General features: G+C 33.9%; 27 protein-coding genes. 13 read left to right on the forward strand and 14 right to left on the reverse strand.

The features are described 5' to 3' along the window. Positions 1 to 75: 75 nt before the first annotated feature. Both NZ698_RS04155 and dnaX read left to right on the forward strand, forming a co-directional pair. A complete protein-coding gene (locus NZ698_RS04155) occupies positions 76 to 705 on the forward strand; it encodes a TetR/AcrR family transcriptional regulator (protein WP_263001829.1) in 630 nt (209 codons plus the stop codon). Between the two features lie 88 nt (positions 706 to 793). Further along, complete coding sequence (gene dnaX, locus NZ698_RS04160) at positions 794 to 1876, forward strand: DNA polymerase III subunit gamma/tau (RefSeq protein WP_263001830.1); 1083 nt, start codon at positions 794 to 796, stop codon at positions 1874 to 1876. Between the two features lie 16 nt (positions 1877 to 1892). Here the strand turns inward: dnaX and NZ698_RS04165 are convergent, their stop codons facing one another. After that, positions 1893 to 2066: a hypothetical protein gene (locus tag NZ698_RS04165; RefSeq protein WP_263001831.1), complete on the reverse strand. Its 174-nt coding sequence runs from the start codon at positions 2064 to 2066 to the stop codon at positions 1893 to 1895. A gap of 43 nt (positions 2067 to 2109) precedes the next feature. Between NZ698_RS04165 and NZ698_RS04170 the strand changes: the two genes are divergently transcribed. The 4 genes from NZ698_RS04170 to NZ698_RS04185 all read left to right on the forward strand — a co-directional run bounded on the left by NZ698_RS04170 (position 2110) and on the right by NZ698_RS04185 (position 5742). Next, on the forward strand, positions 2110 to 2502 hold the full coding sequence (locus NZ698_RS04170; RefSeq protein ID WP_263001832.1) for a DUF8439 domain-containing protein: 393 nt from the start codon (positions 2110 to 2112) through the stop codon (positions 2500 to 2502). Positions 2503 to 2881: 379 nt separating this feature from the next. Continuing rightward, on the forward strand, positions 2882 to 3964 hold the full coding sequence (locus tag NZ698_RS04175) for a chorismate mutase (protein ID WP_263001833.1): 1083 nt from the start codon (positions 2882 to 2884) through the stop codon (positions 3962 to 3964). A 103-nt stretch (positions 3965 to 4067) separates the two neighbouring features. Continuing rightward, a complete protein-coding gene (rsgA, locus tag NZ698_RS04180) occupies positions 4068 to 4994 on the forward strand; it encodes a ribosome small subunit-dependent GTPase A (protein WP_263001834.1) in 927 nt (308 codons plus the stop codon). Positions 4995 to 5325: 331 nt separating this feature from the next. Next, positions 5326 to 5742 carry a nucleoside-diphosphate kinase gene (locus tag NZ698_RS04185; protein WP_263001835.1) on the forward strand — a complete coding sequence of 139 codons (417 nt, stop codon included), beginning with the start codon at positions 5326 to 5328 and terminating at the stop codon, positions 5740 to 5742. 405 nt (positions 5743 to 6147) lie between these two features. On the opposite strand, the gene rpe is transcribed toward NZ698_RS04185, so the two are convergent. Together rpe and chrP are read right to left on the reverse strand one after the other, a co-directional pair. Next, entirely contained in the window at positions 6148 to 6798 is a 651-nt protein-coding gene (gene rpe / locus NZ698_RS04190) for a ribulose-phosphate 3-epimerase (RefSeq protein WP_263001836.1), read from the reverse strand. A 102-nt stretch (positions 6799 to 6900) separates the two neighbouring features. Continuing rightward, on the reverse strand, positions 6901 to 7977 hold the full coding sequence (chrP, locus tag NZ698_RS04195) for a chryseobasin maturation metalloprotease ChrP (RefSeq protein ID WP_263001837.1): 1077 nt from the start codon (positions 7975 to 7977) through the stop codon (positions 6901 to 6903). 52 nt (positions 7978 to 8029) lie between these two features. Here chrP and NZ698_RS04200 point away from each other — a divergent pair, with 52 nt between their 5' ends. After that, entirely contained in the window at positions 8030 to 8737 is a 708-nt protein-coding gene (locus NZ698_RS04200; protein ID WP_263001838.1) for a DUF4294 domain-containing protein, read from the forward strand. 21 nt (positions 8738 to 8758) lie between these two features. Here NZ698_RS04200 and NZ698_RS04205 read toward each other — a convergent pair whose 3' ends face one another. Both NZ698_RS04205 and mnmC2 read right to left on the reverse strand, forming a co-directional pair. Then, positions 8759 to 9175, reverse strand: a complete 417-nt coding sequence (locus tag NZ698_RS04205; RefSeq protein WP_263001839.1) for an NUDIX domain-containing protein — start codon at positions 9173 to 9175, stop codon at positions 8759 to 8761. A gap of 131 nt (positions 9176 to 9306) precedes the next feature. Continuing rightward, positions 9307 to 9981: a tRNA (5-methylaminomethyl-2-thiouridine)(34)-methyltransferase MnmC2 gene (gene mnmC2 / locus NZ698_RS04210; protein ID WP_263002597.1), complete on the reverse strand. Its 675-nt coding sequence runs from the start codon at positions 9979 to 9981 to the stop codon at positions 9307 to 9309. A gap of 84 nt (positions 9982 to 10065) precedes the next feature. On the opposite strand from mnmC2, the gene NZ698_RS04215 reads away from it, so the two are divergent. From NZ698_RS04215 to NZ698_RS04225, 3 genes are all read left to right on the forward strand, one after another. Beyond that, positions 10066 to 11139 carry a branched-chain amino acid aminotransferase gene (locus tag NZ698_RS04215; protein ID WP_263001840.1) on the forward strand — a complete coding sequence of 358 codons (1074 nt, stop codon included), beginning with the start codon at positions 10066 to 10068 and terminating at the stop codon, positions 11137 to 11139. Between the two features lie 261 nt (positions 11140 to 11400). Next, positions 11401 to 11913 (forward strand): FKBP-type peptidyl-prolyl cis-trans isomerase, encoded by a 513-nt coding sequence (locus NZ698_RS04220; RefSeq protein ID WP_263001841.1) that lies wholly within the window; start codon positions 11401 to 11403, stop codon positions 11911 to 11913. 79 nt (positions 11914 to 11992) lie between these two features. Next, positions 11993 to 12997, forward strand: a complete 1005-nt coding sequence (locus NZ698_RS04225; RefSeq protein ID WP_263002598.1) for a peptidylprolyl isomerase — start codon at positions 11993 to 11995, stop codon at positions 12995 to 12997. Positions 12998 to 13207: 210 nt separating this feature from the next. Here NZ698_RS04225 and NZ698_RS04230 read toward each other — a convergent pair whose 3' ends face one another. Both NZ698_RS04230 and NZ698_RS04235 read right to left on the reverse strand, forming a co-directional pair. Then, positions 13208 to 15010 (reverse strand): ABC transporter ATP-binding protein, encoded by a 1803-nt coding sequence (locus NZ698_RS04230; protein ID WP_263001842.1) that lies wholly within the window; start codon positions 15008 to 15010, stop codon positions 13208 to 13210. Positions 15011 to 15135: 125 nt separating this feature from the next. Beyond that, complete coding sequence (locus tag NZ698_RS04235; protein ID WP_263001843.1) at positions 15136 to 15639, reverse strand: hypothetical protein; 504 nt, start codon at positions 15637 to 15639, stop codon at positions 15136 to 15138. Between the two features lie 155 nt (positions 15640 to 15794). On the opposite strand from NZ698_RS04235, the gene NZ698_RS04240 reads away from it, so the two are divergent. Continuing rightward, positions 15795 to 17204, forward strand: a complete 1410-nt coding sequence (locus tag NZ698_RS04240) for an FG-GAP repeat domain-containing protein (RefSeq protein ID WP_263001844.1) — start codon at positions 15795 to 15797, stop codon at positions 17202 to 17204. Positions 17205 to 17266: 62 nt separating this feature from the next. Further along, a complete protein-coding gene (locus tag NZ698_RS04245; RefSeq protein WP_263001845.1) occupies positions 17267 to 17842 on the forward strand; it encodes a hypothetical protein in 576 nt (191 codons plus the stop codon). A 39-nt stretch (positions 17843 to 17881) separates the two neighbouring features. Here NZ698_RS04245 and NZ698_RS04250 read toward each other — a convergent pair whose 3' ends face one another. The 3 genes from NZ698_RS04250 to NZ698_RS04260 form a co-directional block, all read right to left on the reverse strand. After that, the gene (locus NZ698_RS04250) at positions 17882 to 18166 is read right to left on the reverse strand and encodes a type II toxin-antitoxin system RelE/ParE family toxin (protein ID WP_263001846.1); all 285 of its coding nucleotides are present in this window, start codon (positions 18164 to 18166) and stop codon (positions 17882 to 17884) included. Continuing rightward, the gene (locus NZ698_RS04255) at positions 18148 to 18390 is read right to left on the reverse strand and encodes a hypothetical protein (protein WP_263001847.1); all 243 of its coding nucleotides are present in this window, start codon (positions 18388 to 18390) and stop codon (positions 18148 to 18150) included. Before NZ698_RS04255 ends, NZ698_RS04250 begins: the two co-directional genes overlap by 19 nt. A gap of 92 nt (positions 18391 to 18482) precedes the next feature. Then, complete coding sequence (locus tag NZ698_RS04260) at positions 18483 to 19220, reverse strand: DUF6261 family protein (protein ID WP_263001848.1); 738 nt, start codon at positions 19218 to 19220, stop codon at positions 18483 to 18485. Between the two features lie 494 nt (positions 19221 to 19714). Here NZ698_RS04260 and NZ698_RS04265 point away from each other — a divergent pair, with 494 nt between their 5' ends. Next, a complete protein-coding gene (locus NZ698_RS04265) occupies positions 19715 to 20881 on the forward strand; it encodes an aspartyl protease family protein (protein ID WP_263001849.1) in 1167 nt (388 codons plus the stop codon). A gap of 74 nt (positions 20882 to 20955) precedes the next feature. On the opposite strand, the gene NZ698_RS04270 is transcribed toward NZ698_RS04265, so the two are convergent. The 4 genes from NZ698_RS04270 to NZ698_RS04285 are packed head-to-tail and all read right to left on the reverse strand — an operon-like array spanning position 20956 to position 24624. Further along, positions 20956 to 21444: a hypothetical protein gene (locus tag NZ698_RS04270; RefSeq protein ID WP_263001850.1), complete on the reverse strand. Its 489-nt coding sequence runs from the start codon at positions 21442 to 21444 to the stop codon at positions 20956 to 20958. A 32-nt stretch (positions 21445 to 21476) separates the two neighbouring features. Beyond that, entirely contained in the window at positions 21477 to 21863 is a 387-nt protein-coding gene (locus tag NZ698_RS04275; RefSeq protein ID WP_263001851.1) for a hypothetical protein, read from the reverse strand. A gap of 3 nt (positions 21864 to 21866) precedes the next feature. Continuing rightward, positions 21867 to 23225, reverse strand: coding sequence for a M20/M25/M40 family metallo-hydrolase (locus tag NZ698_RS04280; protein WP_263001852.1), 1359 nt, complete (start codon positions 23223 to 23225; stop codon positions 21867 to 21869). Position 23226: 1 nt separating this feature from the next. Next, a complete protein-coding gene (locus NZ698_RS04285) occupies positions 23227 to 24624 on the reverse strand; it encodes a M28 family peptidase (RefSeq protein ID WP_263001853.1) in 1398 nt (465 codons plus the stop codon). Positions 24625 to 24761: the final 137 nt, after the last annotated feature.

Consider the following 24761-nt stretch of genomic DNA (forward strand, 5'->3'; position numbering starts at 1 on the left):
TATTTCTTTTGAATCACTTTTACTTTAAACAGAATATATAATTAATTGCTTCATTGCAATTTTAAATAATAAACGATGCCTAGAAAAGTTGTACAAGGTCCGATCAGGGACAAAGAAAAAACCAAACAGAAATTGCTGAATGCAGTTGGTAAAATTTTGAAAACCAAAGGTTATTCAGGATTGATGGTAAGTAAAATCGCAGCCGTTGCCGGTTTCGATAAAAAGCTAATCTACGAATATTTCGGTAGTACAGACAAGCTTATTGATGAATATATCAGATCGCAGGATTATTGGAGCAGAGTAGACGAAAAAGAGATGAATGTAGATCTTTCTGACGGTGGAAAAGAAATGTCAAAAATGGCTTTGCTTAACCAATATGAAGGTTTAAGAAAAAACAAAGAACTTCAGAAGATTATTGTTTGGGAACTTTCTGAAAGCCGTCCGATTTTGAAAAAATTATTCGAACAGCGCGAAGAAGTAGGAGAAGGATTATTCACAAACATTACCGATCCTCATTTCGGCGAAAAATCCGATGAATACAGAGCAATTACAGCGTTACTGGTAGCAGGAATTTACCACCTCAATCTGTATACAGCTCATAATGGAACTACTTTCTGCGGGATAGATACAAAGTCTGAAGACGGAAGAAAGAAAATTGAGAAAGCAATTGTTGATATTATAGATTTTGCGTATCAGAAGAAATAACTATTTTTTGCAAAAGTTAATGACTGGTTTTATCTAAATTTGAAATTTTATACTTTCAGATTAAAACTATATTTCTTACTTTTGGGCTATGGAAAATTTTATCGTATCTGCAAGAAAATATCGCCCACAACAGTTTGATACCGTTGTTGGGCAATCTCATATTACAGATACTTTAGAACATGCTATTGACGAAAATCAGTTAGCACAGGCTTTACTTTTCTGCGGTCCCCGTGGAGTAGGTAAGACTACCTGTGCGAGGATTTTAGCTAGAAAAATCAATGAAAAAGACGGTTCGGTTTCAGAAGACGGTTTCGCCTATAATATTTATGAATTAGATGCTGCCTCCAACAATTCAGTTGATGATATTCGTGAACTGATTGATCAGGTGCGTTTTGCCCCACAAGTTGGTCAGTATAAAGTGTATATTATAGACGAGGTACATATGTTGTCGTCTGCAGCTTTTAATGCTTTTTTGAAAACTTTGGAAGAACCACCTGCTCACGCTATTTTCATTCTGGCTACGACAGAAAAGCATAAAATTATTCCTACGATATTATCCCGTTGTCAGATCTATGATTTTAAGAGAATTACCATTCTAGATATTCAGGAACATCTGAAGGGGATTGCTCAAAAGGAGAATATTAAATATGAAGATGATGCTTTGTATTTAATCGCTCAAAAAGCTGATGGAGCTTTAAGAGATGCACTTTCAATCTTTGACAGACTTTCAACCTTTTCTCAGAAAAATATTACACTGGCAAAAGCCGCTGAAGTTCTCAATATTTTAGATTACGATCAATATTTGAAGATTGTAGATTTTGCTAAGGAAAATAAAATTCCGGAAGTACTGTTTGCCTTTAATGAAATTGTAAAAAGAGGTTTTGATCCACATATTTTCATTGCAGGTTTGGGAAATCATTTCAGAGATTTGATGATGGCTCAGAATGTATCAACAATTGATCTCATTGAAGTTGGTGAACAGACGAAAACAAAATTTGTCGAACAGGCTCAAAAGTGGAACGCTCAGCAATTGATTGATGGAATTGAAATTTGCAATTATGCAGATATAAATTATAAAAATTCTAAGAATCCAAGACTCACCGTAGAAATTGCTTTAATGCAATTGGCTTCTCTAACTGTTGGTGACGTTGCTAAAAAAAAAAGTTCATAATATTAGCACCTTTTCTTCATGAAAAGCAGGAGGTAAAATTACCTTCAAAAATTGAAATTGTAGAAAAAAAAGAAGAAATAAAAGTAAATCCTGTTGCTGTTGTTACCGAAGAAATACCTGCGGAATTAACAATAAAAACTGCTTCAAAACCTTTATCAAGACCGAAAGTTTCGTCTGGATTTAGTATCAATTCTTTTATCAATAAAGAAGAAAAACAGGAAGTTGAAGAAACTGTGGCAGTCAAAAATGACCATCTTCAGGAGCATCATTTTACCGAAACTGATCTTCAGGCAGAATGGAATCTTCTTCTCATGCAGCTTCGTACGAAAGATCAATTTGTATTTAATGCGATAAAATCTTTTAAACTTGAAAAAATTGATGAAAAAATCATACAGGTTCAATATCCGTCAGAATCTGCAAAGGTGGAATTTGATAAAATAAGCAATGAGTTTTTCAATCATTTTAAAAGAAAAGTAAATAATTACTTAATTAAAATCGAATATAAACAAGACGTTCAAAACCTTAAAATAGAGGTTCTTACGACCAAGAAAAAATTCGAAAGATTTGTTGAAATCAATCCTTTGCTAAAAGATCTCGATGATTTAATGAAGTTTGATTTGACATAATTTTATATATTTGCTAAATGTTTTTGTAAAAAATAACATATTTTTACATAATCAATCATAATTTAAAACTAGAAATAGACATTCTCAAAGATCAAAGTGGAAAAATTATTATTCCCATATCTGTCTACTTTTGCACCTGCTAATTATTTTAGCAGTTATTTTAGTTTTGCTACTAATTATTATAGAAATTTCAGAAACTATTATCGATTTTATTGGTATAGCTAACTAAATTTCTTTCTCAAAAAATACAGGAAAATCAATTATTTTCCATTTCCAATTTTATTACATCTTTGTACCGCATTTTTTGAAAAGGATTATAAATCAACTTTATAAGGCTTTGTCATTGAATGTAGAAATTAAATAAATAATACTTAAAAATATGAACTTAACAGATTTAAAAAACGACTGGATTAAAGAGTTTCCGGAACCGATGATGATTGCAGGACCATGTAGTGCAGAAAGCGAGGCTCAAATGTTGGAGACAGCAAAAAGAATAAAAGACACCAATGCAAAGGTTCCTATTTTTCGTGCCGGAATCTGGAAACCACGTACAAAACCCAATGGTTTTGAGGGAGTTGGCGTAATTGGTTTAAACTGGTTAAAAAAAGTAAAACAAGAGTACGGTTTTAAAACCGCAACAGAAGTTGCCAACGCGCATCATGTTGCAGCCGCTTTGGAAGCCGATGTTGACATTCTTTGGATTGGTGCAAGATCAACAGTAAATCCTTTTACGGTTCAGGAGATTGCAGAAGCCTTAAAAGGAACTGAGAAAACCGTTTTGGTGAAAAATCCGGTAAATCCTGATTTAGCTTTGTGGATTGGCGCTTTGGAAAGACTTTTGGGACAGGATATTAAAAATTTAGGGGTTATTCACCGGGGATTTTCAACTTACCAAAAAACGAAATACAGAAATAATCCGAATTGGCAGATTGCTTTAGATTTTAAAAGTCAGTTCCCGAATATTCCAATGTTGGTAGATCCTTCACATATTTGTGGAAACAGAACCGGTTTGGCAGATATTACTCAGGAAGCTTTAAATGTTGGTTATCAAGGTGCAATCATTGAAACTCATTCGAATCCTGATGAAGCGTGGAGCGATGCTTCTCAACAAATCACCCCGGAAGTTTTGGCAGAATTAATTTCAAATTTAAAAATAAGAAATTCGGGATTGGCAGGTTTTGATAACGAAATGGGAAGACACAGAACATTGATTTCTGATCTAGATTTTCAAATGATCGAATTGCTTTCACAAAGAATGAAAATTTCAGAACAAATCGGGAAACTGAAGAAAGAAAATGATATCGCCATCTTTCAGCCGGAACGTTGGAAAGTAATCACTGAATATGCTGTACAAAAAGCTAAAGAAACAGGAATGTCACAAGATTTTATAGAAAAGGTTTTCAAAGCGATTCACGAAGAATCTATTGAAAAGCAGAATAATATTATGATTGACAGAAAATAAAAATAGGAGTTGGTGATAGGATTTAGAATTGAAATATGATCTCACTAGATCAAACTAAATCCTGTTATCTAAATCCTAATTCCTTATATTTGCAGTCATATATATGAAAGGAAAAATCATTAAATCTACAGGAAGTTGGTATCAGGTTTTAGAAATGGAAACCGGAAGGATTTTTGAAGCTAGAATTCGTGGAAAATTCAAGCTCATTAAAACCAGATTGACCAATCCTCTTGCTGTCGGTGATTTTGTTGAATTTCAGTTGGAACAGGATGATATCGCATGGATTACGAAAATCGATCCTCGCAAGAATTATTTGATCAGGAAAGCAGTTAATCTTTCAAAAGAAGCGCACATCATTGCTTCGAACATTGATATTGCGTGTTTTATATTTACGTTAAAACATCCTGAAACATCTTTCGGTTTTCTGGACCGTTTTCTTGCCTGTTGTGAAGCCTACAATATAAAACCACTCATTCTATTCAATAAAATTGATGTTTTAAATGAAGAAGAAATTGAAATTGTGAAAGATATTCAGTTTCTCTATCAGGAAATTGGCTACGACAGTTTGGAAATTTCCTCTTATTCTAAACTAAACTTACAGGATTTACAGGAACTTCTTAAAGATCAGACTTCAGTATTCTTCGGTCACTCCGGTTGTGGAAAATCAACTTTGGTCAATGCTTTACAACCTGATCTGAATCTTCGTACATCAGAAATTTCGGATACGCATCTTAAAGGAAAACATACAACAACTTTTGCACAAATGCATTTCTGGCATTTTGGTGGAAATGTAATTGACACTCCCGGTGTCAGAGAATTTGCAATGATCGATATTGAAAAAGAAGAAGTGCAACATTATTTTCCCGAAATTTTCAGAAAAAGAAAAGAATGTAAGTTTCATAACTGTATGCACATCAATGAGCCAAAATGTGCTGTTCTTGATGCATTAGAAACAGGAGAAATTCAACATTCGCGATATTCAACCTACATCAAATTGATGGAAGAAGCTGAAGAAAATTCTCAAAATTAAATTCCCTAAACTTTAAAACTACTTTTCATTTTACTTTATTGTTTACAATAGAAGCAATATATTATTGTGCTTATAATTGTCTGAATTATATTTTACGAATTACGCAATTTTTCAGCATTATTTTTGAAAATAAAAAACCCAGCCGAAGCTGGGTAAAAACTAATAACCATGAAAACTCAAATTAAACATGAGAATCGAATTAATAGTTGCAATTAGTATGCCAAAGAACTGTGGCGGATTTCTTAATAAAAGTTATTTTATGTTAAAATTAAATTAAAACTATATTTTAGATATTTTTCGTAATTTTGTGCCATTCAAAAAATATACATTTATGTCAAACATTACATTCACTATGATTAAGCCTGATGCAGTTGCTGATGGGCATATCGGTGCAATTTTAGGGAAAATTTCAGAAGGAGGTTTCAAAATCAAAGCTTTAAAATTGACTCAGCTGACCGATGCTGATGCAAAAAAGTTCTACGAAGTACACGCTGAAAGACCATTTTACGGAGAATTAGTTGACTTCATGAGTTCAGGACCAATCGTTGCTGCTGTTTTAGAAAAAGATAATGCAGTTGAAGATTTCAGAACTTTAATCGGGGCTACAAATCCTGCTGAAGCTGCTGAAGGTACAATCAGAAAAATGTTTGCCAGAAGCATTGGAGAGAATGCTGTACATGGTTCAGATTCTAATGAGAATGCTCTTATCGAAGCGCAATTCCATTTTTCAGGAAGAGAGATTTTCTAATCAAAACTCTTTTAAATAAAAAATCCGGAAATTTTCCGGATTTTTTCGTTTTTAGATATTGTTTAATTTAATTGTGACATTTAGTCACATTATTTGATGAAATATCAATTTAATGATTATTTGTTGTTATTATTGAATCTGGAGAAATAATTGTCAAATCTTTAATGATACTTCAATACGGCTTGATTATAAAAGAAATAATTTTTTTATGATGAAAAATACCGTGTTTTTACGGATGTTTTTGCATTAAAAAAAGCTGCATCTTTACACCAGTTAAAAAGAGATCAAATTTAACAACTAGGCATCGTTAAACTGAACATCATTAACTAATAAAACTAATAACCATAATACTTACTCTTAACCAGAGAACAAATAGCAGCTTTTATCGGCTGCTTTTTGTTATGTTTATACTTTTAATAATTCGATTGTTCTTTCAGGATTTTCTGTAGAAAAAACTGCATTACCTGCAACCAAAACATCTGCACCGGCATCGAAAAGCTTAGAAGCATTGTCTAGATTTACGCCACCGTCAACTTCGATCAGTGCTGTAGAATTATTGCTTAAAATTAAATCTTTGGTTTCTGCAATCTTTTTGTAGGTGTTTTCAATAAATTTCTGACCTCCAAAACCTGGATTTACGCTCATTAATAAAACTAAATCTACATCAGCAATAATATCTTCAAGCATTAAAACAGGAGTAGATGGATTTAAAACAACACCCGCTTTTGCTCCTTTGCTTTGAATTAAATTGATCGTTCTGTGAAGGTGTGTACAAGCTTCATAATGTATAGAAACCAGATCAGCACCATATTCAATGAATTCCTCGACGTATTTTTCAGGTTCTACAATCATTAAATGTACGTCCACGAATTTTTTTGCGTGTTGCTGAATTGTTTTCATGACCGGAAAACCGAAAGAAATGTTGGGAACAAATCTTCCGTCCATTACATCAACGTGTAACCAATCGGCTTGAGAATTGTTCAGCATTTCAATGTCCCTTTGCAGATTCCCGAAGTCTGCAGATAAAAGGGATGGAGCGATAAGCTTAGTTTTCATTTTTTACTTTTACTTTTAGTATTAGATTTTAGAAACTAGAAATTAGAAAATTAAAAAATTAGAATTAATACTAATCTCTAAAATCTAACTTCTAGCTTCTTATTAATGATATTTCAGTTTCATTTCCGGTTTGATATTCAGAAGTGTTTCATAAATTAACTGAATCACGTTTCCTACATCTTCTTTTGAAACCATTTCTACAGTTGTGTGCATATAACGTAATGGTAATGAGATCAATGCGCTTGGTACACCTCCGTTTGAGTGCGCAAAAGCATCAGTATCAGTTCCTGTTGCTCTGCTCGCTGCAGCTCTTTGATAAGGAATTTCTTTCTTTTTTGCAGTGTCAATAATTAATTCTCTGATGATATGATGGACACTTGGTGCAAAGAAAACAACGGGGCCATTCCCGCATTTTTGATCCCCTTCTTTTTTCTTTTCGATCATCGGAGTTGTTGTATCATGGGTCACATCTGTCACGATGGCGATATTGGGTTTTATTGTATCGGCAATCATATCTGCTCCGTACAAACCAACTTCTTCCTGCACAGAATTAGTAATGTATAATCCGAAAGGAATTTCTTTTTTATTTTCTTTTAAAAGCCTCGCAACTTCTGCGATCATAAATCCACCGATTCTGTTATCTAAAGCTCTGCACACAAAATAACGGTCGTTCATTTCGAAAAACTCATCGGGATAGGTAATCATGCATCCAACAAAAATTCCCAAATCTTCAACTTCCTGTTTACTTGTTGCCCCACAATCAATAAAAATATTTTCAATTTTTGGTGTGGGTTCATCTTGGTTTGCGCCTCTTGTGTGAATTGCAGGCCATCCGAAAACACCTTTTACAATTCCTTTTTCACCGTGAATGTGTACAATTTTTGAAGGCGCAATTGTTTGGTCGGAACCACCGTTTCTGATTACATAAATCAATCCGTCATCTGTAATGTAATTGACATACCATGAAATTTCGTCAGCATGAGCTTCTATGACAACTTTAAATTCAGCTTCTGGATTGATGATTCCGTAGCAGGTTCCATAGTGATCAACTTCTATTTTGTCAACGTAAGGAGTGATGTAATTCATCCAGACTTCCTGACCTCTGTGTTCATATCCGGTTGGTGATGAAGTGTTTAAATATTTCTCTAAAAATTTCAAAGATTTCTTTTCGAATTTCATATTTAAGGAATGATTTTTGTAGTTAAATTTCGTTATAATACGTGTAAAAATAATGAAATTTCATAAAATCACCTTTCTTTTTCTTTTCTTTTTTAGTGCCGTCGTCTTTGGTCAGCAAAGGGATTCTATTATTGCTAAACCTTTAAATCAATATCCTCAAGATGAATTAAAGACAGATGAATTTGGAAATAAATATTATTACGATGAAAGACAGAAAGCCAAAATTTACGAGATCAATGGCGAAACTGTAGTCGTAATGGACGAATTGGTATTACTTAACAAACCGCGATTCAATAATCAATTAGATAAAAATTATTATTTTTTCCTTAATAAAAAACTGTACAGAGTTTACCCATTGTTTTTGACGGCTTTGCAACAATACAGAGATATTCAAAAGGAAATGCAGGTAATGGATACTGCAGCCAAAAGAAAATATGTGAAAGACAGACAAAATATGCTTGCAGATCAATATGAAAAACAATTAAGAGATCTGACTACAACAGAAGGGCAGGTTTTTGCAAAACTGATGAATCGCGCAACAGGTAAAAATGTCTTTGAAATCGTAAAAGAGTTACGAGGCGGTTGGAGCGCATTTTGGTGGAATGTTAAGGGAAAACTCGCCGATATAGATTTAAAAGATCAATACAATCCGCATCGAAACAGAACGGATGAATTTTTGGAGTCTCTTCTACAGTCTAATTGGAATTCGGGTTATTTACAACCTTATCCCGGAGCAAAAGATTTTAAAGTTTCAAAATAAAATTAATTCCTGTAAAATATTTTACAGGAATTTTTCTTTTAATTTATCAAAAACAATTTTATCTACGGGTAATGTAAAAGGATTTACTTCAGTATCAATCGGAAGCCATTCTGTTCTTTCGATACAAGGATCAAGTATCAGGAAATCTTCTCCATTGACAATTTTAACAATATAATATATAGTAATGAGTTGCTCGTTTTCTCTAAATCTGGAAACCAGAAAATCTTCCTGAGTGTAAAGGTGTTCTACAATTTCTATTTTAACATTCAATTCCTCGTCAAACTCACGGTGAAGACAATCTGTCAATCCTTCACCAAATTCCAATCCTCCACCGGGAAATTTCAATAACGGCTGTCCTGCATATTCTTCAAAAAGCGTAAGAACCTTATTGTCTTTTACTGCACAAGCATAAACTCTTACGTTGATCTTGTCTATCATAGGTAATATTTTGTATAGCTAAAATAGGGAAAATAGTTAAAAGTTACGAGTTGAGAGTTATGAATTATGAATTTGCCACTATGTAATATTTATTGGACGTCAACTATAACTAATAATTCATCACTCATCACTTATAACTTTATTGCATTGATCATTTCTCTCTTTCCCGGTGGTCCCTGTTTTTTTTCGACTTGAAAATTAAGTTCTTTTAAAACTCTTCTGACACTTCCTTTAGATGAGTATGTTGTTAATAATCCGTTTACACTCATTTTATCAGAAACCATTTCAAATAATGGTTTTTCCCAAAGATCTGGTTGTACTCTCGCTCCAAAGCAATCATAATAAACCAAATTTATCTTCGGTAAGTCAATGTTCTTCAGATCAAAGAAGTCACATTGTATCTTTTTTAAACTAAAACCTTTAACTATTTCAACTGAAGTTTCCCAATCCGTTTGATGAATTTTTTGATAAATATTTTTTAATTCTGGGTTATCAAAATGATCAAAGTAGGCTAAATTTTCGATCTCAGATTCATTTATCGGATACTTTTCAAGAGTGAAATAGTTGATCGTATGATTTTTGTCAGTTTTTAAATATTCATTAATTGTCACCAAAACGTTTAAACCTGTTCCAAAACCGAGTTCTAAAATGTTAATTTCGTAATCATTTATTAGATTTAATCCATTTTTGATAAACACATGTTCGGCTTCTTGTAACGCACCATGATGTGAATGATAGTTTTCGTTTAATTCATTGATAAACAGTGTTTTACTACCGTCGTTTGTGATTCTGATTTCTCTTTCCAAAGTATTTTTTTTCAAATTTAATGTAAAATTTTTATATTTGGAAAATTATGTTAAATTTGTAGAACATCATAAAAATTTTAAGAAATGATAATTCAAAAAACAGAAAACTCTAGAATTTCTACTTTCGATCCCAATAATTTTTCGTTTGGAAATACTTTCAGTGATCACATGATCATCTGTGAATATGAAGACGGCAAATGGGGCGATGTGAAATTGGTTCCTTACGGTCCTCTATTGTTTACACCTGCAATGATGGGAGTAAATTACGGACAGGCTTGTTTTGAAGGTATGAAAGCTTACAAAGACAATGACGGACAGGTTTTCCTTTTCAGGCCCGAAAAGAATTTTGAGCGTATCAATAAATCTGCAAAGCGTTTGGCAATGCCGGAAGTTACTGAAGAAATGTTTTTAGATGGCCTTAAAGCATTAGTAAATATCGATAGAGAATGGATTCCTCAAGGTGAAGGAAATTCTTTATATATCAGACCTTTAATTTTCGCAACTGAAGAAGCTTTGAAAGCAAGAGTTGCAAATAAATATATGTTTGCAATCGTGGCTACACCAGCAAAAATGTATTATACAGAACCAGTATCTGTAAAAATCTCTGATCACTATTCAAGAGCGGCAAGCGGTGGTGTAGGTTCGGCAAAAGCAGCAGGAAACTATGCAGCTTCTTTCTATCCGACTCAATTGGCAATCGAAGAAGGTTATGATCAAATCATATGGACAGATGATGCTACTCACGAATATTTCGAAGAAAGCGGGACAATGAATGTTTTCGTAAGAATCAACGATACGATTTATACGCCACCAACTTCAGAGAAAATATTGGATGGAGTTACAAGAGACAGTTTCATTCAATTAGCTAAGAAAAGAGGTTTCGAAATAAAAGTAGAGCCAATTAAAGTAAAAGATGTTGTTGAAGCTCAGAAAAACGGAACTTTAAAGGAAGTTTGGGGAGTCGGAACAGCGGTTGTCACTACAGTTTTTCAGGCTTTAGGCTACAATGGTGAAAAATTGGAATTGCCAGTACTTTCAGATGAAGAAAGTTTTGCAGTCACACTGAAAAATGATTTAGTTGATTTACAAACCAACCATTCAGAAGATCCTTTCGGATGGAGAGTTTTGGTTGAAAAAGATGTTTTAGAAACAGCTTAATATTAATTAATTCAATATTATATATGCCAAGATTTTTCTTGGCTTTTTTTTGTTTTTAATTTTAAATGATTTCTCGCAGATTAAGCTGATTGAGCAGATTTTTTTCAAGTGTATTGATCTGTGTAATCTGCAAAATCAGTGAGAGTATTAAAAAAATAGTTTGAAAAGACTTAATATTAAACAAATTTTCAAACTTTATTTTAATAAATTCATCAAGTTTTGTGAATGATTCTCGAAATGCGTATTTTCGCAAAAGTTTTTATGAAAAAAATACTTCTCATATCCGTATTAGGACTTTTAAGTTGTAAAAGAAATACTCCGCAGGTTCATCCACCGGTAGGAGGTGTCCTGAATAAAAGTGATCTTGATATTTCAAGAAACCGCATGAAAAATCTGAATACTCTGGAAAGACAACAAATTCAGGATTGGGTGAATGGTCAGGATATTAAATTTTATCCTACACAACTTAATTACTGGACTACGGTAGAAGGATTTGATCAAAGACAACGAAGAGCAGATGGTTCTCCGATTTCTTATTCTTATGATCTGTATGATTTTGATCAGACTAAAATTTATGATAAATCAATCGAAAGAAATGATGCAAGATTCGGACATTTTGACGAGTTGAAAGCGGTAGAAAATGCTTTAAGATATATGAAAGAAGGAGAAGAAGTAACATTGCTTGTACCGTCATCATTGGCTTACGGAACTTTCGGAGACGAAAATAAAATAGATAACGATATTCCTTTAATTATAAAATTAAAAGTTCTATAAAATGAAATTGTTTAACAAAAATATAATTCTGGCAGCAGCAAGTGTTTCGCTGCTAAGTTGTACACCAATTTATAAGAAAATGAACGTAGACAAAGAAACTTACGAAGGGCTTAAAGACGGACTTTATGCCAATCTACAAACTACTCAAGGTAACTTAATTGTAAAGTTTGAAGACAAAAAATCACCAGTGACTGTGGCTAACTTTGTTGGTCTTGCAGAAGGTAAAATTGATAACAAAGCAAAAGCGAAAGGTGTTCCTTTTTATGACGGAACGATTTTTCACAGAGTAATCAAAGATTTCATGATTCAGGGAGGTGATCCTCAAGGAACAGGAATGGGAGATCCTGGATATAAATTCGAAGACGAGAAAAACGATCTTAAACATACAGGAAAAGGTATTTTGTCAATGGCTAACTCTGGACCAAACACAAACGGTTCTCAGTTTTTCATTACTGAAGTGGCAACTCCTTGGTTAGATGGTAGACATACGATCTTCGGAGAAGTGGTAAAAGGTGACGATGTGATTGATAAAATTGCTAATGTAGAAAAAGGTGCTCAAGATAAACCTAAAACTGATATTGTACTTGAAAAAGTAAGCATTTTCAGCAAAGGTGATGAGTACAAAGGGTACGATGCTGCAAAAACTTTCACTGAAGGAAAATCTAAAATTGCTGCAAACAACAAAGCGATGGCTGAAAAAACTGAAGCAGATGCAAAAAAAGCAATAGAAGATCTTAAAGCTGGAATGCAGGTTACAGAATCTGGTCTTTATTATAAAATCACTAAAAAGACTGAAGGTAAAGCTCCAAAAGCGGGTGATAATGTTTCTGTACATTACGCAGGTAAGCTGACTAACGGAACTGAGTTTGATTCTTCATTCAAAAGAAATGAGCCTTTGGAATTCCCTGTTGGAACAGGAAGAGTAATCAAAGGATGGGACGAAGGAATTTTGTTATTGAAAGAAGGCGAAACTGCTACACTTTTGATTCCGCCTACAATGGGTTATGGTGAAAGAGGAGCAGGAGGAGTTATACCGCCAAATGCATGGTTGATCTTCGATGTGGAATTGGTAAAAGTTCCTTAATCGATTTAATATAAATATTGAAAGCCGTTTCGAAAGAGACGGCTTTTTTTTTATTGTTTATTTTTTCACTATCATTATTCACTCTGTAAGCATTCTGTTTGTCATTCCGGAGGAATCTCAATAGTTTTTGTTTCTGGGTTAAGATTCCTCCGGAATGACAAAAAAATATTCTGATTATTTGAGAATAAAACTTATAATTATAAGCATCTTTTAAACAGTAGGATTTACCATTTTTCTTTCTCCAATTTGCTGTCTCCACATGGCATAATATAATCCTTTCAGATCCAATAAATTTTCATGCGAACCGGTTTCAATCACCTTCCCACGCTCTAGAACATAGATTCTGTCAGCATGCATGATGGTGCTTAATCGGTGTGCAATCAATACGGTGATCTGTTCTTTTTCTTCAGAAATATGTTTGATCGTTGAAGTAATTTCTTCTTCCGTAATGCTGTCTAAAGCCGATGTTGCTTCATCAAAAATCAATAGATTAGGTCTTCTTAACAAAGCTCTTGCAATGGCAATTCTTTGCTTTTCACCACCGCTCAGTTTCAGTCCGCCTTCACCGATGATGGTGTCAATTCCGTTATCTGCTCTTTCAATAAGTGTTGTAGCGCTTGATTTTTTTAAAGCTAAATCTAAATCTTCTGCTGTAGCATTTGGGTTTACAAAAAGTAGATTTTCTTTGATGGTTCCTGCAAAAAGCTGAGTGTCCTGCGTTACAAAACCAATCTGATTTCTCAATTCATCAAAATCAAATTCATTTCCGTTGATATTATTGTAGAAAATAGCACCTTCTTTTGGTCTGTATAATCCAACTAATAATTTCACCAATGTACTTTTCCCCGATCCACTTGGTCCTACAAATGCGATGGTTTCCCCGTTTTTAACTTCAAACGAAATATCGTTAAGAGCTTTGTAAGATGCACTTTGATGTTTAAAAGCAACATCCTCAAACGCCAGTTTTTCGATGGCTCCGATCTGTTTTGGAGTTTGCGGTTTCTGTTCAACCTCTTTTTTCATCAGAGTATCAAAATTATGCAGCGATGCTTCAGCTTCACGATAAGAGATGATGATATTCCCGATTTCCTGCATGGGTCCGAAGATGAAAAATCCGTAAAACATTAATGATAAATACTGTCCGGGAGTTACGATATTTCGAAAAATCAAATATAAAAGAGTAAGGGTAATTAACTGCTGTAGAAAATTCACCATTGTTCCCTGAATAAAACTTAGCGAACGGATGCTTTTTACTTTCTTAAGTTCGAGTCCTAAAATTTTATAGGTATTGTTGTTCAGACGTTTTACTTCTTGTTTGGTTAAACCTAAACTTTTTACAATTTCGATATTACGAAGACTTTCTGTCGTGCTTCCTGCCAAACCTGTCGTTTCGGTAACGATTGTTTTCTGAATGTTTTTAATTCTTTTGCTTAATAAATTAGTGATAAAAGCAATAAGAAAAATTCCTACCACATAAACCGGCATAATCGACCAGTGCAAACGGATCGCATAGATCGAAACGAAAATAATACTCACTAGAATTCCGAAGAATATATTAATGAAATTGGTAATGAATTTTACCGAATCTTCTCTTACTTTCGTTAAAATAGAAAGCGTTTCGCCACTTCGCTGATCTTCAAATTCCTGATAGGGAAGTGCCATTGAATGTTGCAGTCCGTCAGTGAAAATATTAGCTCCGAATTTCTGGGTAATCACATTCACTACATAATCCTGAAATGCTTTGGCAATTCGGCTGATCATTGCAGTTCCGATTAATAATCCAAGGAAATAAAATGCACCGTGGTAAATATCGGTTCCGTATAAATATTGGTCTAAAGATCTTGCCGCAACTTTTTCTTTATCAAAATGATTGGGATGTGTAACCAACTGATCAAGAATATTCCCGGTAATTGCCGGACTGAATAAAGAAAAAACCTGATTGATCGTTGCCAAAACCAAAGATAGGATAAGCAACCATTTGTGTGGTTTTAAGTAATATAATAATGTTTTCATTCTTCTAAAAATACTTGGGTGCAAAATTACAGATATAAATCGGATGGATTGCGATATAATATTACATTAAAAACAATATTCAGGATTTTAAAAAACTATCGGTAAAGCATTTAAGCAATGCAATTCTACTCTTTGATCTGATGGGAAAAATTATATTTCTTCAGCAATCCGTTGATGTATTTTCTGAATGGTTTGCTCATTCCATCCAAAAGATAATAAGCATCTTTACCATTTCCTGTCTTGCCCTGATTTTGGTTCGGAATAATCTTGCTCGAACTCAATCTGTTGCAATCCACACAGATTGAAACATGAGCAATTGGCTTGTTCTTCAGATAATAAACGATTCCTAAATGTGGCTCGAAACATGCAGCAGTTCCGCCGCCATAAGATTCTTTACTTTCCAGTTTTTTGCTTAGGATTTTTGTTGTTTCTTCGTCTAATGTTACTTTTTTTATTACGGTTTTGGATAAATTTCCTTTTTCATCAATAATAGAAGTGCCTACACCTTTTCCACCCGAAAAATCGTACAGGATAACTTTGTCAAATTTGAGTGTAGAAAATGGTTTTTGCTGACCAAAATATGCGACAGAAATCAAAAGAAATATTCCAAAAATAAATTTGTTAATCATTTTTTTATAAGATTTTTTAAGAATAATAATTATCAGATCAATTATTCAAAAGTACCTTTTTTCACAAAAGAATCTGACTGAAATTTTGCATATATTTGAAGGCCGTTTTGTAAGAACCGGCTTTTTTATCGCAGTTCTATAAAATAATTCATAATATGAAGAAAAAATACCTTCTGTTAATTCTTTTATTCGGTTTTAATAAAGCTTTTACACAGATTAGTTTTCTGCCTTATCAGAATAAATTTACTCAATCCTGGCCGGAAGTTGTAAAGATCGGAGATGTGAATAATGACGGACTCAATGATGTGGTTTTGGGACTGCAGGCATATGCTTCTAGTGTAAATGACCATTCTATTTTGTTATATATTCAAAATGCAAACGGAACGCTCAACGATCCAATCAGATATCCTTACGCAAGTGATTATAAAATTATAGGATCTATAGACATTGGAGATCTCAACCAGGATGGGAAAAACGATATTATCGTCGGCATAAAATCTCCGTCTTCTTCTTATGGAATCTTCTATCAGAACGCATCGGGTACGTTGAATCCAATTATTAGTACACCTGTTTCCAATACTGTAGAAAGAGTAAGAATTGCAGATATGAATCGCGACGGACGAAATGATATGATTATCTCAAACGTACAGAATATTCAGATCTTATACCAGCAAAGCGCGCCGGGAATATTCCAAGAAACCTTGATTCCTAAACCCGCTAATGCATATTCTTATCCGATACCGATGATGGAAATCGCAGATATGAATGATGACGGTCGTAATGACATTGTTATTCATATTCCTAACCTTCATAAAGTATATACTTATTTCTCAACATTAAGCGGAATGAATCCCAATCCTGTTGAATTTGATACAGGGGTTATCTATGACGGAATGACTCTGGGTGACGTAAACAACGATGGAAAAAAAGATCTTCTGCTCTGTAAAGGTCCAAACGGAACTTCGAAGATCAGGATTTTACATCAGGTCAGCGGTAGTTCTATATATTCTGATCAGGGAGAAATACCGGCATACGAACTGCCGGATGCAGTACGAGTTGCAGACCTCAATAATGACGGAAAGAATGAAATCATCGCAGCTCATGGTGGCTGGAGCAATGTGACTGTCTATTCGCAGAATACATCCGGAAGTTATACCAATGGCTATCAACTATTCCCGATTGCTTATGCTTCAAGTTATAATGAAGATGGCTTGGCGATCGGTGATATCAATAACGACGGCAAAAAAGATATCGTGATTGCAGATTATAATGTCGGACTTGATATTCTTTATAATGCAAGCGCAATTCAACTGTCGACACAGGAAACTACAAAAGAAAATTCTGTGAAGATCTATCCCAATCCTTCTTCTGATTTTATTTTTGTAAAAGGAAATTCGCAGTTTGACCGATATGATATCTATGATCTTTCAGGAAGAATGGTAACGAATGGAAATCTGATCAACAATGAGATTAATATAAAAAGTTTAACTATCGGAAAATATATTCTCGGACTTCATTCTGCAAAAAATTCTGAACGGTATATGACTTCATTTATCAAAAAATGATTTTAAATATTTAAATCAATGCATTTTAAAACACATTCTAGTAATTTTAAACAAAAAAAATAATGAAAACAAAATTGATTATCGGCTTATTACTTCTAATTTCTGTTTTTTCTTTTGCACAGACCAAAGCAAATCCTGAAGACCAGGCAATCAGAAAGTCACTAGTTTACTTTGTTAATTCTATTAAATACAAAAAAATAGATCAGGCGGTAAACTGTATATATCCCAAATTTTTCACAGTATTTCAAAAGGAGCAGATTACTCAGCTTTTGAATATGACGTACAATAATCCTTTCATGAAAATTGAGGTTCAGGATATGAAATTCGGAACCATCGAAAAGTCTGAACTGATCAGTGGTGAAAATTTTTCTGTCGCCAATTATTATATGACAATGAAAGGGGACGCAAGCTCAATGAACGACGAAATGAAAAAAGGTATCGGCGAAATGATGGCTTCAAAATATGGTAAAGCCAATATAAAATACAATGCCAATGAAGGTACGTACATCATTACTGCTCCGATGAAAGTGGTAGCTGTTTCTAAAGATAAAAAAACATGGAAGCTTGTTTTTGCCGATAAGGAATATAAATCGAAACTGGTGAACGTGCTGCCGAAGAAGGTTTTGGATAAGCTGTAATTTAAAATAAATAAAGCCGATTCTTAATGAGTCGGCTTTCTATTTATTTTCACGTCTTCCATCCCAGACTGATTGAATGATAATTTCGTGATCAGTAAATTCATAAAAGATAAGATAATCCCGCACTATGATGACTCTTGTATTTTGATCGCTGGTTTTTCTGCCAATATTGGGATAAATACAAATTTGTTTAAGTGCTTCAAGAAATAATACATTTAATTTTTTGCTAAATCTTGAAGATTTATTTCTGTTGATCCAAAATTCTAATATTTCTTTTCGCTCGAAGTTGGCTTTTGTAGTCCAGATTATTTTTCTTTTAGCCATTCGTCAATCTCATTATTAGCCTGTTCTTCGGTCAGTGTTTGAGAATTTTCATATTCACTTCTGGCTTCTTCTATTCTGTCTTTCTGAGCTTGATTGAGTTCATATACGTTTTCATCAAGTTCAAAATCAAGAAATTTATTTATTTCTTTGATGATTCGAATATCATCAAGTTCCTTGATCTTATTAAGAAGATCTGATTTTATTTTCAATTCAGAGGTTTCCATTTTTCAAAAATCTTTATTCAAATTTACATATTAAAATTTATACTAAATCTAAAATTCTTATTGAAAACCGCCCCTTTCAGGGCGGTTTTCATTTAAGGCTTCTCCACATTATTTTTATTTCCAGTTCTTCTTGAGACCACTACGTTTGAGAAATAGTTTCTTCCATTATTGATGATGGTAAGAATATCTTTATAGTAAGAATCTTCTTTTACATGGGCCAATGTAGAAATATAATTTGTCATTGTGTTATAATCTTCACGTAGGTTCTTACGTAAAGTTTTTACGTCGTAGGAAACCTTTTGGGAAACCTCGTAAGAACGATGCGAAAACAGATCATTGAATGCCGTATTAGAATCTGCTAAATGATTGATAAACTTTACGATTCCCAACGTTGCAACGTGCGAACTGTAATCCGAAGAAAGAAGTCGGTTGACCAGAGAATTCAACTTGTTGGTTTCTTCCTCATAAGTGTCATCTTCCACGCCTTTGTATTCGTTGATTAAGATTTTGAGAGCATTGTAGGCGTCTTTTTCAGCCTGAGTCTTAGCATTTTTGTAAGGCTTTAAACCGTCTCTTAAAGACTGTAAATCAGCATCGCGTTCCTGATCAAGCTCAGCGATTTTCTGCGATTCTTCATTTGCTCTTATCTGATTTAGCGCATTATTGTAGGTAGGGATTTGAGCCTGTAAAACATCAAAAAGCTTTTTGAAATCCGGATCAGCATTCTGATCTAAACCGGAAATACCAAAATCTTCAAAGAATCTTACGATCAACTGACCGAATTCTGCATGATGTAACTTAGCGTGGTCTAATGAAATTAAATTTTTCATAAATGCATTTTAAATATTAAATTAAAAGTTTCGACTCGAAGAATAGTGTCGTGCTAAACAGAGGCGAAAAATATTTTTTTTGATAGTGCGTCGGAACTTCCGACGGGGCAAACCTAAATTGTTTCTTGTCGTCGGAACTTCCGACGGAGAGAACCTGAACAGGGGGAAGCTTTTGTGAACTTCCGACGGAGCAAACCTAAACTGTTTTGGATTGTCGGGAATTCCGACGGAGCAAATCTGAAGAGAGGGAGACTGTCGGAACTTCCGACGGGGAAAACCCAAATAAGCGGGCGATAAAATATTCTATTTTTCATCAGATTTTGTTTTGTGTTATTCAAAAATATCAAAAATTTTAATTTGACAAAGTTTTTTAATCAAATTTTTATGATTTGTAATTAAGTAATTGCTTGGTTAAATCGACCTTTACAATTTCGAATAAGGAAAATAATTTTACTTCTAAAACTTTTATCCCTATTTTAGTGCAAAATAATGCCATGAAGAGAAATCTGCTTTTACTTTTTGTTTTATGTATCACAACCATTTCAGCGCAGGGAAAGAGATTTTTTGAGGGTGGGGAAGCGGTGCTTAAAAATGATGTTGAGAAAGTCAATCTCACTTTTGCCAACGAATTACCTTTGATAAAAGTTAGCATCAACGGAAAACCATATCAGTTTCTGTTTGATACAGGTGCACCAACAGTCATTTCAAATGCAGTTTACAACGAACTGAATCTAAAGAAAAAACATAAAAGCAAAGTAGGAGATTCACAAAAAAATAAGCAGGAACAGATTTTTACCGAGTTGCCGGAAATGATCGTTGATCAAATTGTTTTCAAAAATATTGGTGCGGTTGTGGTTGATCTTGAAGGCCCCGAATTCGGATGTTTAAAGATTGACGGGATTTTAGGAGCCAATCAGATGGCAAAACTTTTCTGGAGGATCAATTATTCTGAAAATATGCTTGAAGCAACAAAAGATCTGACTAAATTTTCTACTGACGGTTACGAAACGGTTTTTACTTTCAAACCAAAACCTCAGAAAACACCAATGATTTCCTCTGAAATTTTAGATAAAAAAATCAATCTCACTTTCGATACAGGATTTACCGGAGGAATTAAGATAGCAGACAATAATTATGATCCGAAAAATGAAAAAGTAAAATCTATTGAGACCTACGGAGTCAATTCGGTAGGCGCTTTCGGAACAGGGAAACCGCTGTCTACCTATCATTTCAGAGCCGATGAATTGCTACTTGCCGAGCAAAAATTCAACAATGAAATCGTAATGACCGGAAATTCAAATCTAGTAGGGAATGAATTCCTGAAAAAATTTAAGTTCATCATCGACTGGGAAAACAACAAAATTTATCTGCACAGAATCAAAGATGTTCCTGCAAAATTGGAATCTTTTGGTTTTGCCTATCGTTTTATCGATTACAAAGCGAAAGTAGTTTTGGTATTTCAGGGAAATAATATTCCTCTGAAAATTGACGACGAAATTCTGAGCATCAACAACGTAGGTTTCGAAAATTTAACTCAGGAATTATCTTGTCAATATTTGCTCAACAGAGTAGAGAAAACCACAGATTCTATTGACATAAAAGTGAAAAGAGACGGAAAGATTTTAGATTTTACGGTAGCTAAGAAAGAGTATTTGAATTAGTATAATTCTTTGAACTAAACTCCGTCAATTCGAGTAGGTTTTTGAAGAAAACCGTATCGAGAATTTTGTGATATCTATTTAAAGATTTCCTTAAATTCGTCGAAGTATGACAGTTTTTCATAGCCGAGATACTTAAAATCTGCTTGTATCTGATTTTTTATTTTGAAATAATTTGAATGATAAAATTGAGATATCTTAATGATTTTTTTGTCACCTTTATATAAATACAAATACTCATATGTTCCGCTTTTGGAAGTAAGATGACTATATTTCCATCCTTCAATTTCAGATACTTTGTATAAATCTGATTTTAGTCTGAAAAACTTTTTAACAATTATTTCATTTTTGTAAAGTTCCACACTTATGCATTTAGTTCTTAGCTCTCCAAAAAATAGCATTATAAAAGAAAATATAAAAATAGAGGGTAGGAATATTTTAATAAATAATTTATCTTCATATTCAGAAGAACTGAAAAATGTAGGTAAAATTATTATAATTAAATATAGAAATGCAACAGAGAGTAGCAGAGGTAAATAAGCTTTGAGTGTAAATTTTGTTTTCATTTTATTAGTAAAATTAAAGTTTAAGAATTTTTTCACTCCAAATAATTCGCATCCTCAATCACATAACCAATCAAAGTTGAGTCGGCTTCATACATTAATTTAAGCCTTACAAAACCATTTGGATCAATCCAACCTTGTTTTTCTTCAATTTCATAAGTATCATTGCCATTACAATCTTTCAGGAAAGGTTTTCCTATTAATTTTACAACCTCAGTTCTCTTTGTACCTTTTTCATTTCCTCTGTGTGGAAAAAACAAAACATTATTGATTAAATCAGGAAGCATTTTCTTTCTGTGATTTTCACCGTACAAGCCTTTTTCTTCATTTTGCCACTTCTCGGATTCAAATTTTTCTCTGCATCCAAAAAGTGAAAATAATATTGCAGATAATAAAAATTGTTTTGGAAAAATGATTTTCATGGCTTACCAATTTTGATCAATCATATAAATCATCTGCGTCATTACCGTCGCACCCAACAACAATTCTCTTCGATTCACCTTTTCAAAAGTATCTTCTTCCGTGTGATGAATATCAAAATACCTTTGAGAATCGGGAGCCAATTCGGCAGTCGGAACTCCCATATCATGAAGCGGATAAATATCCGTCCCGGAATATCTTCCGTCAAAATCATAAGCTCCATAAGGCAAGAATAACGGAATCCAGGTTTTGATCTGATTGATTTTGGCATCGTCCATTTCTAAAGCAATTCCTCTTGGTGAAAATCCTCCCGCATCAGATTCTAAAGCAAAAAGATGTTTTTCTCTGGTTTCTTTTGCTGTTTTTCCATACTGAATTCCGCCTTTTACGCCGTTTTCTTCGTTGGCAAAACAGACCACTCTTATGGTATGATTATTTTTAATTCCTAAATTTTTAAACGTTCTTAAAACTTCAATGCTCTGAACGATTCCGGTTCCGTCGTCATGTGCTCCTTCACCAACATCCCACGAATCTAAATGTCCGCCGACAACAATCACGCTCTGATCCTTTTTACCTGTGATCTCGCCAATAACAGAATGAGACAGTTTTTCACCTTTCATTCCGCAGTTGGAATTTAATTTTGCGGTTATTTTTTGTGACTTTAAAAGATTTTCCAGTTTATCAGCAGTTGTATTTCCGATGGCAACGGCAGGGATTTTAGTCACATCATCTTTGTATCGCATTGCTCCTGTGTGCGGAACATCATCAAAAGCTGAAGACAAAGATCTCACAATCGCAAACTTTCCGCCTTTCTGAGCGGTTAAAGATGCAGCAGTTGAACGGTATGCCGATGCATCGCTATACCCTCTGAAAGTCTGAACATAAGACTGGCTGAAAGGGTAGTTGAAGAAAACAATTTTATCTTTTACCTGATCCGGATTGAGTTTTTCATATTCCGCAAAAGATTTTACCATGATAATTTCGCCCGAAACATCTTTTCCGCGTGTGCCTTCAGAATTTCCGAGCGAAAGCATTTTAAGTTTCGTCCATTTTCCGGTATTTGACTTGATGTACAAAGATTCTTTTCCTCTTTCCCAAACCGGGATCATCACCTCCTGAAGCCAGACTTTATCAGCGCCTGCTTCTTGCAGTTTTTGTTCAGCCCATTTCACCGATTTTTCATAAGCCTCGGATCCGCTTAAACGGTGACCGATATTTTTAGTTAAATCTCTCAATTCATAATAAGATTTTCCTTTGTTTAAAATCTCCGTTGAAATTTTGCTGAATTGGATGGAGTCTTCTTTGGTTTGGGCAAAACTCGTAAGACTTAAAAATAATATTCCTGCGCCTAAAATTTTTTTCATATTACCAATTCTTATCAATCATAAAAATAAGCTGCGTCATCGCAACCGCGCCAAGAAGTAATTCTCTTTTATTTACTTTATCAAAAGTATCTTTTTCAGAATGGTGATAATCAAAATATCTTTGTGTATCAACTACAAGTTCTGCAAGAGGAATATCAAGCTTTTTCAAAGGTGCAATATCCTGAATGGCGTAAGTTTGATCAAAATCATAAACTCCATAAGGCAGAAAATATTCTTTCCACGGGAAAATCAATCTTCTTCGTTGTGGAGACATATCCAAGGAAAAACCTCTAGGAGAATATCCACCGGAATCACTTCCCAAAGCAAAAATGTGTTTTTCTTCTTTCTTTTTCACCTGTGCAGCATACGTTTCTCTTCCTTGTCCGCCATTTTCACTGTTGGCATACAAAATAACTCTGATCGTGTGATTATTGTCGTAACCTAAAGCTTTAAACGTTCTTAAAACTTCTAAACATTGTACCACTCCCGATCCGTCATCGTGCGCTCCTTCTGCAAAATCCCAGGAATCTAGCTGTGCTCCCAGAAGAATTACTTTAGCATCTTTTTTTCCGGGAATTTCTCCGATTACGTTGTAATTTATAGTCTCGCCTTTAGATTCTGCGGTCATGTTGAGTTTTGCCTTTACAGTTTGTTTTTTCAGAAGTTTTTCCAGCTCATCTGCAGATTTTACACCAATCGTTACAGCAGGAATTTTTACTTTATCATCCGGTTCGTAATAAATTTGTTTAGCATGCGGAATATCATCATTCGCAGTCGTAAGAGATCTTATGATCAAACCTTTAGCTCCTTTTTTTCCAATTACAGATGCTGAAAGTAGTTTTGATTTTGCAGCAATTAAGTAAGAATCTACCGTACTTACAATGGTAGGATCAATGGGATAATTAACGAAAATGATCTTATCCTTAACCTGTGAATTGGTAAGGTTGACCAATTCCTGAACATCATTCACAAAAAGAATATCATAGATCATATCTTTACCGCCTGTTCCTTCAGAGTTTCCGAAAGAAAGCATTTTAATATTTTTCCATTCTCCGTTTCCGGCTTTGATCTGTAAAGATTCTCTGCCTCTGATCCAGATGGGAACTCTTACTTCCTGTTTCCAGATGTTTTCTGCTCCTGCATCTTTAAGATTTTTCTCTGCCCATTCTGTAGCTTTGGTATAACCCGGAGTCGCGCTGAAACGAGGACCAACTCCTTTCGTCAGTTCACCAAGATTGTCATAAGCAGTACCATGCAAAAAAATCTCATCAGAAATCTTTTTAAACTCATCGATATAATTAAATTTCGGAATCGGCTTCGGTTTTTTGACAGGTTTTTTTTGTGAAAATAAAAATCCACTCAAAAAGAGTGAAAATATGATGAGCAGAATTTTTTTCATTGTACTGACCTTTTTCTTTTCGGTGCATAAAAATAAAGAAAAATTAAGTAATTCTAATAGATATTGCTTCTTACTAATACTTTTTAACGCAAAGGACGCAGAGGTTTTTTTGAATATTGACTTTTTTTAAGTTCGCT

The sequence above is a fragment of the Chryseobacterium edaphi genome (assembly GCF_025628985.1).
GTDB lineage: Bacteria > Bacteroidota > Bacteroidia > Flavobacteriales > Weeksellaceae > Chryseobacterium > Chryseobacterium edaphi.

Bases quoted from the DNA above. Each gene is read 5' to 3' on its own strand.
- NZ698_RS04270 (WP_263001850.1), bottom strand. From the start codon at position 21,444: ATGAAAACAAAATTTACACTCAAAGCTTATTTACCTCTGCTACTCTCT.
- NZ698_RS04250 (WP_263001846.1), bottom strand. From the start codon at position 18,166: ATGGCTAAAAGAAAAATAATCTGGACTACAAAAGCCAACTTCGAGCGA.
- NZ698_RS04155 (WP_263001829.1), top strand. From the start codon at position 76: ATGCCTAGAAAAGTTGTACAAGGTCCGATCAGGGACAAAGAAAAAACC.
- NZ698_RS04260 (WP_263001848.1), bottom strand. From the start codon at position 19,220: ATGAAAAATTTAATTTCATTAGACCACGCTAAGTTACATCATGCAGAA.
- rpe (WP_263001836.1), bottom strand. From the start codon at position 6,798: ATGAAAACTAAGCTTATCGCTCCATCCCTTTTATCTGCAGACTTCGGG.
- chrP (WP_263001837.1), bottom strand. From the start codon at position 7,977: ATGAAATTCGAAAAGAAATCTTTGAAATTTTTAGAGAAATATTTAAAC.
- dnaX (WP_263001830.1), top strand. From the start codon at position 794: ATGGAAAATTTTATCGTATCTGCAAGAAAATATCGCCCACAACAGTTT.
- NZ698_RS04285 (WP_263001853.1), bottom strand. From the start codon at position 24,624: ATGAAAAAAATTCTGCTCATCATATTTTCACTCTTTTTGAGTGGATTT.
- NZ698_RS04205 (WP_263001839.1), bottom strand. From the start codon at position 9,175: ATGATAGACAAGATCAACGTAAGAGTTTATGCTTGTGCAGTAAAAGAC.
- NZ698_RS04230 (WP_263001842.1), bottom strand. From the start codon at position 15,010: ATGAAAACATTATTATATTACTTAAAACCACACAAATGGTTGCTTATC.
- NZ698_RS04245 (WP_263001845.1), top strand. From the start codon at position 17,267: ATGAAAACAAAATTGATTATCGGCTTATTACTTCTAATTTCTGTTTTT.
- NZ698_RS04215 (WP_263001840.1), top strand. From the start codon at position 10,066: ATGATAATTCAAAAAACAGAAAACTCTAGAATTTCTACTTTCGATCCC.
- NZ698_RS04265 (WP_263001849.1), top strand. From the start codon at position 19,715: ATGAAGAGAAATCTGCTTTTACTTTTTGTTTTATGTATCACAACCATT.
- NZ698_RS04175 (WP_263001833.1), top strand. From the start codon at position 2,882: ATGAACTTAACAGATTTAAAAAACGACTGGATTAAAGAGTTTCCGGAA.
- NZ698_RS04200 (WP_263001838.1), top strand. From the start codon at position 8,030: ATGAAATTTCATAAAATCACCTTTCTTTTTCTTTTCTTTTTTAGTGCC.
- NZ698_RS04240 (WP_263001844.1), top strand. From the start codon at position 15,795: ATGAAGAAAAAATACCTTCTGTTAATTCTTTTATTCGGTTTTAATAAA.
- rsgA (WP_263001834.1), top strand. From the start codon at position 4,068: ATGAAAGGAAAAATCATTAAATCTACAGGAAGTTGGTATCAGGTTTTA.
- NZ698_RS04235 (WP_263001843.1), bottom strand. From the start codon at position 15,639: ATGATTAACAAATTTATTTTTGGAATATTTCTTTTGATTTCTGTCGCA.
- NZ698_RS04255 (WP_263001847.1), bottom strand. From the start codon at position 18,390: ATGGAAACCTCTGAATTGAAAATAAAATCAGATCTTCTTAATAAGATC.
- NZ698_RS04275 (WP_263001851.1), bottom strand. From the start codon at position 21,863: ATGAAAATCATTTTTCCAAAACAATTTTTATTATCTGCAATATTATTT.
- NZ698_RS04280 (WP_263001852.1), bottom strand. From the start codon at position 23,225: ATGAAAAAAATTTTAGGCGCAGGAATATTATTTTTAAGTCTTACGAGT.
- NZ698_RS04185 (WP_263001835.1), top strand. From the start codon at position 5,326: ATGTCAAACATTACATTCACTATGATTAAGCCTGATGCAGTTGCTGAT.
- NZ698_RS04220 (WP_263001841.1), top strand. From the start codon at position 11,401: ATGAAAAAAATACTTCTCATATCCGTATTAGGACTTTTAAGTTGTAAA.
- NZ698_RS04225 (WP_263002598.1), top strand. From the start codon at position 11,993: ATGAACGTAGACAAAGAAACTTACGAAGGGCTTAAAGACGGACTTTAT.